General features: G+C 33.2%; 10 protein-coding genes. 9 read left to right on the top strand and 1 reads right to left on the bottom strand.

The window, feature by feature from the left end; translation table 11 throughout:
• The first annotated feature begins 3 nt into the window (after positions 1–3).
• From hofC to AC5LXV_RS11765, 3 genes are all read left to right on the top strand, one after another.
• Positions 4–1,173: a protein transport protein HofC gene (gene hofC / locus AC5LXV_RS11775; RefSeq protein ID WP_493466532.1), complete on the top strand. Its 1,170-nt coding sequence runs from the start codon at positions 4–6 to the stop codon at positions 1,171–1,173.
• A complete protein-coding gene (locus AC5LXV_RS11770; protein WP_493459966.1) occupies positions 1,173–1,907 on the top strand; it encodes a prepilin peptidase in 735 nt (244 codons plus the stop codon). Before hofC ends, AC5LXV_RS11770 begins: the two co-directional genes overlap by 1 nt.
• A gap of 186 nt (positions 1,908–2,093) precedes the next feature.
• Positions 2,094–3,260 (top strand): M20 aminoacylase family protein, encoded by a 1,167-nt coding sequence (locus tag AC5LXV_RS11765; RefSeq protein ID WP_493451417.1) that lies wholly within the window; start codon positions 2,094–2,096, stop codon positions 3,258–3,260.
• A 79-nt stretch (positions 3,261–3,339) separates the two neighbouring features.
• On the opposite strand, the gene ygfZ is transcribed toward AC5LXV_RS11765, so the two are convergent.
• The gene (gene ygfZ / locus AC5LXV_RS11760; protein ID WP_493466531.1) at positions 3,340–4,215 is read right to left on the bottom strand and encodes a tRNA-modifying protein YgfZ; all 876 of its coding nucleotides are present in this window, start codon (positions 4,213–4,215) and stop codon (positions 3,340–3,342) included.
• 319 nt (positions 4,216–4,534) lie between these two features.
• On the opposite strand from ygfZ, the gene ilvI reads away from it, so the two are divergent.
• From ilvI to pyrG, 6 genes are all read left to right on the top strand, one after another.
• Positions 4,535–6,253, top strand: a complete 1,719-nt coding sequence (gene ilvI / locus AC5LXV_RS11755) for an acetolactate synthase 3 large subunit (RefSeq protein WP_493466530.1) — start codon at positions 4,535–4,537, stop codon at positions 6,251–6,253.
• On the top strand, positions 6,253–6,747 hold the full coding sequence (gene ilvN / locus AC5LXV_RS11750; protein ID WP_086358969.1) for an acetolactate synthase small subunit: 495 nt from the start codon (positions 6,253–6,255) through the stop codon (positions 6,745–6,747). The genes ilvI and ilvN overlap by 1 nt, the downstream gene beginning before the upstream one ends.
• A gap of 158 nt (positions 6,748–6,905) precedes the next feature.
• Complete coding sequence (locus AC5LXV_RS11745) at positions 6,906–9,074, top strand: IgaA/UmoB family intracellular growth attenuator (protein WP_493466529.1); 2,169 nt, start codon at positions 6,906–6,908, stop codon at positions 9,072–9,074.
• A 75-nt stretch (positions 9,075–9,149) separates the two neighbouring features.
• Positions 9,150–11,480: an IgaA/UmoB family intracellular growth attenuator gene (locus tag AC5LXV_RS11740; RefSeq protein WP_493466528.1), complete on the top strand. Its 2,331-nt coding sequence runs from the start codon at positions 9,150–9,152 to the stop codon at positions 11,478–11,480.
• A gap of 45 nt (positions 11,481–11,525) precedes the next feature.
• Complete coding sequence (locus tag AC5LXV_RS11735; protein WP_493466527.1) at positions 11,526–13,829, top strand: IgaA/UmoB family intracellular growth attenuator; 2,304 nt, start codon at positions 11,526–11,528, stop codon at positions 13,827–13,829.
• Positions 13,830–14,030: 201 nt separating this feature from the next.
• Entirely contained in the window at positions 14,031–15,668 is a 1,638-nt protein-coding gene (gene pyrG / locus AC5LXV_RS11730; protein ID WP_493444910.1) for a glutamine hydrolyzing CTP synthase, read from the top strand.
• Positions 15,669–15,682 lie beyond the last annotated feature (14 nt).

Here is a 15,682-nt window from a genome sequence, read left to right as displayed (position 1 = left end):
AAAATGAGGCGACTCTATTTTTGGTATGATATTAACTTTCATCCAAATAAGATTATTGCCACATCAAAGCAAGATGTAAAAAGACAACTATTATTGCAAGGCCAAATCGCGATTAAAATTCGTGCGGGTAGTGTTATTACCGCGAAAAGTTTTAAGTCTAGCGAATTAATGATAATTATTAAGCAACTAGCCACTATGTTAAAGGCGGGGTTATCAATTGTTGATAGTTTAAGATTACTTATTGATGATCAACCCAAACCGCAATGGCAATTTGTATTGAACGATATCAGTCAGCAGATAGCCAAAGGTGAATCGTTATCGGCAGTTTTAAAACAACATCATTGGATATTTCCCGCACTTTATTGTGAAATAATCGCCGTTGGTGAATTAACTGGGCAATTGGAACACAGTTTTGAACAGCTAACTTTACATCTTGAAAAAACATTGGAATTGCAAAAACAGATTAAAAAAGCCATTCGCTATCCGCTATTTTTATTGATTGTTTCAATGATGGTGATTATGGTGATGTTGTTTATTGTATTGCCAAAATTTGCCCACATCTATCAAAGCTTTGATGCTCAATTACCTTATTTTACGCAACTGATTATTGATTTTGCTAACGACGCTCAACGAGGTGGCTTGATTGTATTATTAGTTGTTGCACTTAGTTACTTTTTATACCAACGTTTTTTTAAAATACGTTATAAGTTAACTATTGATCGACAAAAATTAACGTTGCCATTGATTGGCCAAGTTATTCAGTCACAGAACTTAATGCAGATTTTCCATACATTAGCGATTACTCAGCAAGCAGGGATTCCATTACTAACCGGACTAACCGCTTCAGCAAATAGTATAGACAATCGTTACTATCAAGAAATTATTAGTAAAATTATTCATGGTATTGAGCAAGGTAATGCGTTTAGTCAGATGTTATCGTCCTATTTTCCTAAACTTTGTGTACAACTGATCCATGTGGGTGAGGAGTCAGGGGCGTTAGATGTCATGCTTAAAAATTTATTTATCTACTATCAACAACAAAATCAAACTTTAACCGACAATTTAGTAAAAGTATTTGAGCCATTATTGATGTTATTTTTGGCTTTGATCATTGGCAGTTTAGTGATTGCGATGTACTTACCAATATTTCAAATGGCGGATGTGATCCATTAATGGCGGTGGTAGTTTTTTCTATTGGGTTGGTGGTTGGTAGTTTTTTGCCAGTTGCTTATTCGCGTTACTCGCCTTCGCAATCACTTTTTACTTATTTGGTAGCTATTTCAGTTCCTCGTTCTTCTTGTCCAAATTGTCATCAGCCACTTTCTGCTTGGCAGTTAATTCCGCTGGTTTCATGGCTGATGTTGCGAGGGCGTTGTTATTTTTGTCAGCATAAAATCGCTTTTTATTATCCATTTACGGAAGTGACAATAGCAGGGTTATTTTTATTAATCTATTTGGATAAAGGACTAAATTTTCAAAGTGGTTTATTGATGTTTCTTATTGCATGGTTTTGGGTTTTAGCTTTGATTGATTTTCGCCATTTTTTACTGCCTGATTTCTTTACTCAACCATTAATGTGGGGTGGAGTGATGCTGGCTTATCTTAATCTGAGCTCGTTAACCATTGCCGATACCTTAGTGGGAATTTTTTGTGGTTACTGGATGCTTAAATTGCCGGCTATCGGTTATTTCTGCTTGACTAAAAGAGTCGGTTTAGGTGGCGGTGATATCAAACTAGCTGCGGCTTTGGGGGCTTGGTTACCTTACCAATCTATGCCGATATTATTAATTATGGCATCATTATTAGGCATCCTCTATTTTATTTTGACAAAATGCAAAACGCCAAAGCATATCGCTTTTGGTCCTTTTTTATTATTATCTGGTTATTTAATCATCTACCAAATCTAGACTATAGTTTTAACTGATTGAGATTTAGATCTTTATTCCTCTCATTGCTGATGAATTTACCTTATTATTTGGCTTATAACTAAAAAGGATAACGTTAGGATAATTAGTTATTTTTATTTTCTTACAATTAAGATTATAGTGCTAATAAAATCTTTTAGATTTATGGCTAAATGTAAGGAATAATCAATGACTAGTACTACCGTGAAAAACATTGCTGCATTAAAAGATGAGATGATTGCATGGCGTCATCATATTCATGCTTACCCAGAAACCGCTTTTGAAGAAAAACAGACTACCCAATTTATTATTGAAAAGTTAAAATCATTTGGCATCACCGAACTATATACCAATTTTGCGCCAACAGGGGTGGTGGCAGTGATTCATGGTAAAAGTAAAGGTCGCACGATTGGTCTGCGAGCGGATATTGATGCATTGGATATATTTGAAGAAAATAAAATCGATTACTGTTCAAAAATATCCGGCAAAATGCATGCCTGCGGACATGATGGTCATACTGCTACATTATTAGGTACGGCAAAATATTTAAGTGCCAATCGTGATTTTTCGGGCACAGTGGTAGTGATTTTTCAACCCGCTGAAGAGAACGAAGGCGGTGGTCGAGTGATGGTGGAAAACGGTTTATTTGACAAATTTCCGATCGAAGCCGTTTACGGTATGCATAATCAACCTAATTTAGAATTGAACCATTTTGCGATTAATCATGGTCCAGTGATGGCTTCTTATGATGTGTTTGAAATCAAAATCACCGGTATTGGTTCCCACGCGGCTGCACCGCATTTAGGTAAAGATACCATTTTAACTGCTACCCATATTGTTAATAATTTGCAAACCATTGTCAGCCGCAATTTAAATCCAACAGATTCGTTAGTTATTAGTGTGACACAAATTCATAGTGGGGATACCTGGAATGTGTTACCTCAACACGCGATTATCCGTGGCACAGTTAGGGCGTTAAGTGTCGAAGATCAAAATTTGGCAGAAGAACGAATCAAACACATTTCAACAGCAACGGCTTTAACATTTTGTACCAAAGCGGAAGTTGATTATCAACGTCGTTATCCGGCAACCATCAATCACCCTAAACAAGCCGATATTGCGATAAAAGTTGCACAAAAACTTGTGGGTAACGATAAGATTATTATTGATCCACCGCCAACAATGGGTTCAGAAGATTTTGCCTTTATGCTACAAAAAGTACCGGGAGTTTATATTAAAATTGGTGCAGGGGAAGGCGCCAACCTGCATAATCCATCATATAATTTTAATGACGAGATCCTTACGATAGGTGCTCAATATTTTGTTGAAATCGTTGCTCAAGAATTAGGAAGTTAAAAGATTAAGCTATAAAAAAACAGGAATAATTATAAAATTATTCCTGCTTAATAAACAAATATTACTGAATAATTTCTAATTAAAAATTTAATAAGCTGTCCGGTTGACCTTTGACTCTAAAGCTCGTTTCACCATCAATGCCATTCGCTAACACTACTTGAACATAAACTTCATCAGTTTGACTTAATTCTAATGCAGCGGTAACCTGACCACCTTCACGCCAATTGCCTTCTAATTCATATTCAAGCTTATCACCGATAATTGGTAAAACCTTACTGTGACCTTTTAATAGGTAGAGTCCGCGATTATTGGCACCACGAAATTGCGCTCTGGCAACCATCTCTTGCCCACAATAACAACCTTTATCAAAACTGATCGCTTTGAAATGTTGTAAATTACAAGCTTGTGGAAGCAAGCTATCGATATTAGGTGCATCGATAATAGCGTGACCAGCTTCTAATTCAAGTTTTAACCAATGCTCAGCAGGTAGTAAGTTATTTGGTAATGGCTCAGATGATACTTTTATTATTCTTAGTTTAGGAGCTGTGAGTTTGATATAAGTCACATCATCAATAGTTATACAATTTTGATCCCCGAGAGCCGAAATTACTACTGGATCAATTGCATCTTCTTCTAAACCAATTATATTTAAATCTTGAACGGGTTCTATTGTTACTTTAGAAAACACAGCGGGTTTTTTCAATTCAGTTATTTGTTTTTCAGCAACACTTTTACGTAATATATAAAAAATATCTTCCCCGCGTTGAAATAATATAAAATTACTCCACATACGTCCTTTTGCATCACAATGAGCGGCAAATGATGCTGAGTTTTCATTAATACGATTAAGATCAGCAGTTACTTGTCCCTGTAAAAATTTACGATTATCCTCACCTGAAACTTTGACTAATTGCCAATCAGATAGGGAAGTTGGTTTACAATAAGAATTGGCCATCAAAAACACCTTTTTTTAAAATAAGGTACTCTAATATTACATGAATACCATCGATAAGCTATAAAAGAGCGTAAAATATAAGTGATAAAACTTTTAATAATTCAAAATTAATCAATTAACTCACCAATTAACTTATCATTATTATTTCATTAAAATAGATAAAATGAAGTTTTACAAGTTATTTCTTGTAAAAAAAGAGTATTAGTTAGCAAAACTGCATAAAATAAAAGTTAGATTGTTGACTTTATTGATTTTCTCTATGAGTTCATGCAAAATGGAACTAAAAATGACAAATTAGTTATAAATGGAGGCAACAACCATGGCAAAACTGTCAGGCGCAGAAATGGTCATTCAATCCTTGATTGACCAAGGAGTTAAGCAAATTTTTGGTTACCCAGGAGGCAGTGTTCTTGATATTTATGATGCAATGCATACTTTAGGTGGGATTGAGCATATTTTGGTGCGTCATGAACAAGCTGCCGTGCATATGGCTGATGGTTATGCTCGATCAACAGGTGATGTCGGCGTAGTATTAGTCACCTCCGGCCCGGGAGCGACTAATACTATTACGGGTATTGCCACCGCCTATATGGATTCAGTACCGCTAGTTATTTTGTCTGGTCAAGTTGCCAGTAATCTAATCGGTAATGATGCTTTCCAAGAATGTGATATGGTTGGTATTTCTCGTCCAATTGTTAAACATAGCTTTCTAATTAAAGATAGTAAAGATATTCCTGAAACAATAAAAAAAGCATTTTATATAGCCTCAACAGGCAGACCAGGACCTGTCGTAATTGATTTGCCAAAAGATATCGTTAATCCGGCCAATAAATATAACTATAATTATCCAAAATCCGTAACAATGCGATCTTACAACCCGACTATTCAAGGGCATAAAGGGCAAATCAAAAAAGCATTAATTACATTATTGTCGGCTAAAAAACCGGTTCTCTATATTGGTGGAGGGGTAATTAGTGCCAATGCCAGTCAGGCAGTTAAATCTTTAGCGGATAAATTAAATTTGCCAGTTACAACAACCTTAATGGGAATCAGCGCCTTTCCTGGAACCGATAAAAAATATTTAGGTATGATTGGTATGCATGGTGTCTATGAAGCGAATATGGCCATGCATAATGCCGACGTGATTTTTGCCGTCGGTGCTCGCTTTGATGATAGAACCACTAATAATGTGGAAAAATATTGCCCTAAGGCCAAAATTATTCATATTGATATCGATCCAACCTCAATTTCGAAAACGGTATCAGCCGCTATTCCGGTAGTGGGCGATGCGAAAAAGGTACTTGAAACTATGTTATCGCAACTTGATGAACTTAATGTTGATCGTGATTTAGATGCGATAATCGATTGGTGGAAACAGATCGACCATTGGCGTGCGCGTAAATGTTTAGCATATAGTCATGAAGGCAAAAGTATTAAACCACAAGAAGCGATTGAAGTTTTATATAAGCTGACCAAAGGTGATGCTTATATTGCTACTGATGTTGGTCAACATCAAATGTTTACTGCGCTCTATTATCCCTTTGACAAACCTCGTCACTTTATTACCTCTGGCGGTCTGGGTACGATGGGCTTTGGCTTACCTGCAGCTTTGGGCGTTAAGCTTGCGTTTCCTAAAAAGCATGTAGTATGTGTGACCGGTGATGGTAGTATTCAAATGAATATTCAAGAGCTTTCAACGGCCTTGCAATATGGCTTACCGGTGATTGTTTTAAATCTTAACAACCGATTTTTAGGTATGGTTAAACAGTGGCAAGATATGATTTATGCCGGCCGTCATTCGTCATCTTATATGGAGTCATTACCTGATTTTGCTAAAATTGCCGAAGCATATGGTCATGTAGGCATGAGGATTGATAAGCGTGAAGATCTTGAACCAAAACTTAAAGAAGCTCTTTCAATAAAAAATCGTCTAGTTTTTATTGATGTCATGACCGACGCTACCGAACATGTATATCCAATGCAAATTCGTGGTGGAGCAATGAATGAAATGTGGTTAAGTAAAACGGAGAGAACCTAATGCGTTATATATTATCAATTTTAACTGAAAACGAACCAGGCGCATTGTCACGAATTATTGGTTTATTTTCACAACGTGGGTTTAATATCGAATCCATTACTACCGCACAAACCGAAGATCCAACCATGAGTCGCATGACGATTCAAACTTCAGGTGATGAACATGTTTTAGAACAGATCCAAAAACAGTTACATAAACTAGTTAATGTTTATCGCGTTAACGATTTAACCGAAGGTCCACATGTTGAGCGTGAGATTATGTTAGTCAGAGTTGCTGCTAAAACAGCTGATGCCCGAGATGAAGTTAAACGTTGTGCCGATATTTTTAGAGGTTCGATTGTTGATGTGACAGCAACTCATTATATTGTTCAAATGTCAGGTACCAGTGAAAAATTAGAGTCATTCTTATCTTCAATTCGTGAAACTTGCAATATAGTAGAAATTGTCCGTTCAGGGATCATCGGTTTATCTCGCAGCGAAAAAACGGTTAAATAAGTAATCTTCTAAATAAAACAAAAGGCGCATTAAGCGCCTTTTTTATAAATCTATAATAACATTAAATAAATTTTGAAAAAATATTGGATAAATATCAAACAAATGATATAGTTGTCCGTTTTTTAACATTCGCGCGCGGTAATATAGGGAAATAAAGAATGTTGGATGCATTATTTTGGATTGTGATGATATTTAATATCTTCTCCGGTGTAATTGTGTTTGCCTTTATACTCATTTTCATTTTTGGTTACTTTTCTGTTAGACATGATCGCAAAAATCGTAATAAAAATAAGAAAAAAATAAAAGATTTTATTGCAAATCGTGAGTCATATAGAGATTTAACTAATGAAGAATTAAAACTATTAGAACCTTTCACCAACCATAAAATATCTGTTCGACCTTATAAACTCCAACCATTAATTGATTGCAAAGTATCGGTAATAAAAGGAGCTTGTATTCGAAGAAAAGTAATCACCGAAGACAACAAAAGGTGTTATTACTATGAAATCGATAATATTGATCTTTTCTTTCCGTATGATTTAGATATGTATCTTTCAAATTATAATGTTGTTGAAGTCGTTTTTACGGAGACATATGCATATGTAGTTAATGTCAACAATTATGGTATTCAGTTTGCTTTCGACAATTATGATCCTAATAGAATAAGAACAACTGATGTTCCAAGATCAGAGTCAGCTCCTAACAATGCCGATTTCGCTTCAGTAAATAATAACGTAGTTGTTTTTGAAACTTTGTCTACACGTGAAGAAACACCATTGGAAATAAAATCTCGCAATCTAAGCAACTATGGCATATTAACTTCATTTTGTTTATTATTTGCAACTATTCTCTTCATTCGTGAATGGTTAGCTGAAAATGACCAAATATTATCTACGCTGATCAAAGTGATAATATGTTTTGTTGTAGCTGCATTTTTTGCTTTGCATAAATCTAAGCTAAAATCAAAACCACAACAAGTGAAAACCATTAAGGTTAATAACTTCAATAAAAATTCTAAATCTCACACCTTAATTGTCGATCCTAAAACGAATATATGTTATCCAAAGTATTGGTCACGGTTTATACCTGAAGTATCAAAAACAACCACCGAAATGGACATAAGAGGTAATCTTAAAACATTATTGCGTTGTGGAAATATTTTATCAATTCATCGAGAAATACAACAATTCGGACCACCAAAATTTGTTTTTCGCAATAACGTGTTATTTTTTATAGGGTTAATGTTGACAATCGTCTTCTATATTTTTTCTAATCCAATTAACAATAGTTTTTTAGCTTATCGATATTACAGCCATCAATTACAAAATTGGCAAATCAATGATTTAACCAGCTTGTATAATAGTGATGTTAAGCGAGGTGATCTTATTAACATTTCTGTCAACGGTATTTCATGTGATATTAAAGAGAGAAATAAAAATATTGACACTAAATGTCATCATTTGGCTATCAAGGATAAACCACTGGAAAATGAGGATAATCAACTTATACTTTTGTTTAATACTATAAACAAAGTATTTGATGAAAAATTCATTGAAGCAGTGGTAGATCCAAATACGCTCCGAATTTCAGTTTATAAAGGTGAATCTTATTTAAGATTGAAAAATATGGGACAAATGGTTATTGATATAGATAAAATTTGTAACATTCTTGAAATTGAATGTGAATCAGTTAAATATAAATTAATTCAATTATATACTAATAAAGAAAGTTATGATGAAACAGAATGGACTAAATTAGTTACTGAAGCTGAACTTAATCCAAATTTTTCAAAATCAATAGAAATATCAAAAATTAAAGAACTTATCCCTTATATTGATAAGATTAAAAAAGATATTTTATATGAATTGAAAAATGTTGTTTATAATTATCAATTTAATGGCTTAGGAGTTGAAATAGTATTAATAGAAAATAGTGATATTAAAATAGCTCAATCAGATAGTATTGAAAATGCATCTTCTAAGGAAGATTTGCAATTATCATTAGATTATTACTATAAAATTTTAACTAATGAAGCTGATGAGAGTGATGCAATTAATTTGATTGGACTAGTGGGTGATATTAGCTATCGCGAAGATGGTAGCATTTCACAACTTAAGCTTAATGTTAAAGATTATTATAAAGTCGATTCAGAAAAACTATTTTCATTAACGTCGCCAGTCATTATTGATACTCTTATGTTCATTATTATGGCAGCAGTAGCATTAATTAATGGGGTCACACTACTTTATAAAATTATATTTAATCAACGTCGTATTAAACTAATCACCAAATATTATTCGGATAGAGTAGTACATTACTATGGCTAGGTATTAATAACAATAGGATTAAATTGTCATTTTTTATTATAAAAATAATAAACAGTTTAAGATTAAGGAATAACAATGGATTTGTATTTAGTCTTTAAAATAGGTATTTTAATTTTTGGATTAATTAGTTGGTTACTTTATAAAAGTGATCGTGGTATCAATAAGAACGTTTTAAACGATCACATAAGACATCGTGAACGAATAAGAGATTTAACCGATGAAGAGTTAGAACTGTTACAACCTTTTCTAACTAGTAGATTAGCGGTTTATCCTTATAAATTCCAACCTTCCTTGGTTGATAACAAAGTATCGTATTTACTTGGTGCTTGTACTCGTGAAAGTCTTTATAGTAACACTGATGAAATCGCCTATTATTATGATGTCGATAATATTGAAATATTCTTTCCATATAATATGGATATGCATATTGCTGAATCAAATATTTTTGAAGTTGTATTTACCAAACATTATGGGATCGTTATTAAAGTCAATGATTATGATATCAAAACAGCGTTTGAAAATTATGATCCAAATGAGGAATATTTATTTAGAGATTTAAAGCAAACTGAAGACAATGGAAAGAATTTGGACAATGAATTCTTAGATGAACACAATAGTTTCAGTCGGCAAGATGGTATAAACTCTTCTGATGTTGAATCACTCGGCATTTATGAAGACAGTAAAAATCTAGATAAACATCATGATACTAAAAGTTATCCCAAAAAAGATTTAAAAAACATTGCTAATAGTGAAGCTTATTTAGAAGCGTCAAGAAATTATTATAAACGCCTTTATCAACGTGAAGAAACTCAATTTGAAGCGGCTATACGTCGTAAACATAGTCTTGGTTTGTTGACGTCGCTTTGCTTAATTTTAGCAACGGTTTTCTTGATTCGCTCATGGTTCGGTGAAAATGATCAGATTTCCATTTTAATCTTAATTTGTCTTGGCGCAGCTGCCTTTTTTGCTTGGTATAAGCCTAAACATTATTCAAAACCGCAGCAAGTATCTGTCGTTAAAGCAAAAATTTATGATAAAGACCGTAACACTTGTTCCATAGAGGTAGGTAATCTCATGGTTTTACAATACCCCAAGTATTGGTTAAATTTTATCCCTGAGATTTCAGAATCCGCGACTGAAATGGTTATCAGTAATGATAATAAAAAATTACTTCGATATGGTCAGACTTTATCCATAAATAATGAAGTAGAACAATTTGGACCACCTAAGCTAGTTTCACGAAATAAGATTTTATTGGTAATTGGCGGAATTTTATCTGCTGTTCTCTATTATTTTACTGATCCAATTAATAATGGTTATTTTGCATATAAATATTACAGTCAACAATCTGAAAAACTGCAAATTAAAGATTTCACCACTTTAAAAAATAGTGATATCAAGCCGGGTGATATTGTGAATATCACTATCAAAAATACATCTTGTGATGTCAATGATTTAAACGAAGAATATCAATGTCATAACTTATTTATCAATAATCAGCCAATGGCTATGAAGGAAAATAATCTTATGGCCATTGAAGGTTCATTAAAACATGTTTTTAATACAAAATTTGTTAATGAAGTGGTCGATTTTGAAATGATGCGTTTTGAAGATGAACAAAGCCTATATCTTGATATGCTTAACCGCAATGCAAATGATAGACATTATGTTAAAAATCCATTTTCCAAAATAAAAAGTATTGGTCAAATGGTAATTGATATTGACAAGGTTTGTCAGATTTTACCGGTTAAAAAATGTGACAGTGTCAAATACAATTTGATTCATTTATTTGATACCAGTTGGAGTAAGGCAAATGTTACCTGGGATGATTTATTGACTGAGTCTACAGAAAATCCTGGTTTTAGTGAAATAGTCGAAACCCGCAGAATGCGTAGCCTCAAACAAGCGCTAGAACTATTTAAATCAGAACTTCAAAGTGAATTAGTCAATGTAATTTCTAAATATCAATCTGACAATGGTGTAAAAATTACATTAACCAATCAAAGCTATGTTGACATGGCACCATTGGTTATGAGTAATTCGATGAGATTCAATGAAAATGGTTATATTAATTATTATTTTGCTATTTTAAACAACACTATCCCGGCTAATATTAATATTGTTGGTTCGGTGAGTGATATAATTTATTTCAACAGTGAAAATTCTGATAGACTTAATCTTGAAACACAGAGTATTTCCGGCCTGAAAGTGAACGCAAATCAACATTATAATTTAGACGAGAATCAACAATTATCATCAAATTTGTTGATTATTATTAATGTTATTATGTTTGTTGTGATGATATTAATCGCTACGATTAATGCTGTAAAACTAGTTCAGAAAACGAGAATTAATCGACATCGTTCTAAAGAAATTTTTAAATATTATCAAGATAGGTTAATTTAAGTATTAATCTTTATGAAAAGGTTTTAATAGGAAGATATCAATAATATGGCAAATATTATCTATTTTATCGTTATTCCAGCTTTTGCTCTCTTTGTACTTTACATAGTTATCATGACTAAAGAAGATCTAAATGAGCTAAATAAACTGTCCCAAAATAAGCGAGTCGAAATTGCCCCTTTTATTCGTGAAAATGCTATCCGACAGTTAACTGAAGAAGAAATTCTTTTTCTTCAGCCTTATCTTGATAATAAAGACCCTATGCCAAGTCCTTATCAATGGAAAAGTCCATTAATCAGTTCAGATGTCACAAGAATAAAAGGTTATATTGAAAAAATTTATACGGATAGATATAGTCTGGAATGCTATTACAAGATGGAGGATATACATTTACTTTTTCCTTACAATATGGACGGCGATATTATAGGGTTTCATAAAAACTATGAAGACTATGAAGACTATGAAGATTATGAAGACTGTGAAGACAATCTACTCAACATTAAGTCAAAATGTATCAACACCGCTGAAGTTGTGTTTACTAGAAGTTATGCCATTGTCGTTAAAATAAACACTTGTGAGTTATTGGAAGTTTGTCTAAATCTATCTGATCGTAAAGTGTCGCAAATTATAGATTATTGGCAGACAGGAGATTTGAAACCTATTGATTTGAGTAGCGTTGAAAAGGCTAATGAAACCATTACCCAACTAGTAACAGAAGAATCAGAAAAAGCACTTCCTTTTGAGATTGTTAATAAAAGAGAAAAAAATCAATATGAAACTGCCATGGAAGACCAAAGCAACTCTGGCAAATTAATGGTTTTTTTGTTTGTATTAGGTGTGATGGGGTTATTGGTTTTAGAGCATTTTCAATCGCTCTGGTTGGCAGTTTTCTCAATCCTATGCTTTATATTAGCTATGATAATATCGCATATAAAACGAGAAATACCTACTGAATATGTCAACCATATCAAAGCGCAATGGGATACTGAATTTGACGTTCCCGATCACTGGAGAATGTTCATATCAAATAAAAGTGACACGCCAATTGATATAGAGGTCGAAGTTAATTCTCTAAAATTACTCAGTTATGGCGACTATCTATCAATAAGTGAAGAAGTGGAAAATTATGGCGCACCGAAATTTATCAAGCATAATGTTATATTGGCTATTACAGGATTAATATTGACAGTATTAATTTACTATTTTACCGATGCCGGTGAAAAATTTGATTTTAGCTATCAGCAATTAACCTCACAAGCCACTACTTGGAACATTGATGATAAAACTAACTTCAAGAAAATAGCCTTTCAATTTATGGATCGCGTTAATCTCGATTTATCAAGTGTCTCGTGTGATATTAAAAATAAAGATCATTCTCAATGTAATAAAATATTTGTTAATATCAATCCAATAGACAGTACAAAACTTAATCTTTTTTCTTCATGGCCTCAATCAACACGAGCGATTTATGATAGCAATATTTTAAAAATGATAGAAGATCAAGAAGTTATTGTAAAAACAGCGTTAGCCAACAAACATTTAAATCAGCGTTTAGAGAATGACTTCAAAAAATATGGGAATAATCCAAAAAACAAACAATACACAAAAAACAAAAATATAGTTGAATTGATAAAAATTTATAATATTGAGACTGCTATTTTAACCTTTGATGACAGTTGTAAACATCTTAACCTTGAACCTTGTGACCAAATTAAAAAAAGTCTAGCCAATTTACTGTCAGAGCTTAGTGGTGTTGATTTAAACAATTGGTCTGACGTGGTGGCTTATGCGGAATCGCATTGCAATATTAAAAAAATAGTAAATTTAACCTCGGCGCAAAATATTGTCCAACTAGTTGCTGAGTATCGAACAAATATTCTTAAACATTTTATCTTTGATGCTAAAGAAAAAGTAGCAATGCTGCAAAATGATGAAAATAACCTTAGTTTACAATTTACTAAATTAATCCCACTCTATGATAAAAATTATAACCACAATCATAATAATGAAATTTTCAAAAAACAACTTGATTATTATAATGGTATTTTAATGGGAAATAATGCTAACTTAAGAATTACAGGTGTAGTCACCAATGTGAGTTACCATAATGGAGCAGTTTCAAAACTAACGATTTCAACAGATCCTATCTATAGTATTGATAAAAATCAGTTATTCTCATTTTCATCGGTTATTTTGATCAACAATATTGTGTTTCTATTTGTTATCCTTGTCACCTTAATTAATTGTATATTGTTTATTTGGAAAAAAGTTGCCAATCAATTAAGACTTGAAAAAATCATTGCTAATTATAGTGATAAAATTTTAAAAGATCAGTCAGAGGTTGAGGAATAATATTAGATAGATTATTGAAATGATAGATATCAAATTAGTAGGTGTTGTGAGCAACTTATCGATTAAACATAATTATTCAATTGTGAGATAAACCATATTCTGTTATACTAATTTCCCGTCTGATTCATCATATATTGCATGGTTTTTATCGTTTAAACTGATGTGATATTGTTCAATTAAATTAATAATGGTCTGGTATTAATGGTCACGAATTATATTTTTGTTACAGGCGGTGTCGTTTCTTCTTTAGGTAAAGGCATTGCCGCAGCCTCATTAGCTGCAATTTTAGAAGCCCGCAATTTAAAAGTCACCATGCTAAAACTTGATCCCTATATCAACGTCGATCCGGGAACAATGAGCCCAATTCAACATGGTGAAGTTTTTGTGACTGAAGACGGTGCCGAAACCGATCTTGATTTGGGTCATTATGAGCGTTTTATCCGCACTAAAATGAGCCGAAAAAACAACTTTACAACAGGACGTATTTATTCTGACGTTTTACGCAAAGAACGTCGTGGAGACTATTTAGGCGCGACAGTCCAAGTTATTCCTCATATCACTAACGCCATCAAAGATCGAGTTATTGATGGTGCCAAAGGTTATGACGTAGCTATTGTTGAAGTTGGTGGTACAGTTGGTGATATCGAATCACTACCATTTTTAGAAGCAATTCGTCAATTAGCGGTTGATGTTGGTCGTGAACATACACTATTTATGCACTTAACATTAGTGCCTTATCTTGCCTCATCAGGTGAAGTAAAAACTAAACCAACACAGCACTCAGTTAAAGAGTTATTATCAATTGGTATTCAACCTGACGTATTAATTTGTCGTTCAGATCGGGCAATTCCAGCTAACGAAAGAGCTAAAATTGCGCTATTTTGTAATGTGCCTGAACGTGCGGTAATTTCACTTAAAGATGTTGATTCGATTTACAAAATTCCTGCATTATTAAAATCACAAAATTTAGATACTTTTGTCTGCAATCGCTTCCATCTTGAATGCAAAGAAGCGGATCTATCTGAATGGGAACAAGTCATTTACGAAGAAGCCAATCCAGTTGGTGAAGTAACTATCGGTATGGTTGGTAAATATATTGCTTTACCAGATGCTTATAAATCAGTGAATGAAGCACTAAAACACGGTGGTTTAAAAAATCGTTTAACCGTTCACATCCGTTACATTGATTCAGAAGATCTTGAATCTCGCGGCAGCGAAATATTACAAGGTTTAGACGCAATATTAATCCCAGGTGGCTTTGGTTATCGTGGTGTTGAAGGCAAAATTATGGCGGCACGTTATGCTCGCGAAAACAAAATTCCTTATTTAGGTATTTGTCTTGGCTTACAAGTAGCATTAATCGAATATGCGCGTAATGTTGCTGGTATTAAAGATGCTAATTCAACAGAATTTGTTAAAGATTGTCCAAACCCAGTTATTGCTCTAATAACTGAATGGAGTGACGAATCGGGGCAAATCGTTCAACGTAATGAAAATAGTGATCTAGGTGGCACCATGCGTTTAGGTTCGCAAATCTGCCATTTAGAACCAAATTCACTAGTTGCTGGAATGTATAACAAAGAGTCGATAACAGAACGTCACCGTCACCGTTATGAAGTCAATAACAACTTATTACCAGAAGTTGTCAAGGCAGGTTTAAAAGTGACAGGGTTATCAACAGATAAAAAATTAGTCGAAATTATTGAAATTCCAGATCATCCTTGGTTTGTTGCTTGTCAATTTCATCCAGAATTTACATCAACGCCACGTGATGGACATCCATTATTTAGTAGTTTTATTAAAGCTGCCAAAGATTATCAAGATCAGCAGCAAAAATAGTTTATATTTACATT

This window comes from Gilliamella sp. LMG 34359 (genome assembly GCF_984569085.1).
The sequence above is the reverse complement of the archived record's forward strand: the minus strand, read 5'-3'. Positions and strand labels throughout refer to the sequence as shown.

Excerpts from the sequence above, each read along its gene's own strand:
- ilvI (WP_493466530.1), top strand. The coding sequence starts at position 4,535 with ATGGCAAAACTGTCAGGCGCAGAAATGGTCATTCAATCCTTGATTGAC.
- AC5LXV_RS11735 (WP_493466527.1), top strand. The coding sequence starts at position 11,526 with ATGGCAAATATTATCTATTTTATCGTTATTCCAGCTTTTGCTCTCTTT.
- pyrG (WP_493444910.1), top strand. The coding sequence starts at position 14,031 with ATGGTCACGAATTATATTTTTGTTACAGGCGGTGTCGTTTCTTCTTTA.
- hofC (WP_493466532.1), top strand. The coding sequence starts at position 4 with ATGAGGCGACTCTATTTTTGGTATGATATTAACTTTCATCCAAATAAG.
- AC5LXV_RS11770 (WP_493459966.1), top strand. The coding sequence starts at position 1,173 with ATGGCGGTGGTAGTTTTTTCTATTGGGTTGGTGGTTGGTAGTTTTTTG.
- ygfZ (WP_493466531.1), bottom strand. The coding sequence starts at position 4,215 with ATGGCCAATTCTTATTGTAAACCAACTTCCCTATCTGATTGGCAATTA.
- AC5LXV_RS11745 (WP_493466529.1), top strand. The coding sequence starts at position 6,906 with ATGTTGGATGCATTATTTTGGATTGTGATGATATTTAATATCTTCTCC.
- AC5LXV_RS11740 (WP_493466528.1), top strand. The coding sequence starts at position 9,150 with ATGGATTTGTATTTAGTCTTTAAAATAGGTATTTTAATTTTTGGATTA.
- AC5LXV_RS11765 (WP_493451417.1), top strand. The coding sequence starts at position 2,094 with ATGACTAGTACTACCGTGAAAAACATTGCTGCATTAAAAGATGAGATG.
- ilvN (WP_086358969.1), top strand. The coding sequence starts at position 6,253 with ATGCGTTATATATTATCAATTTTAACTGAAAACGAACCAGGCGCATTG.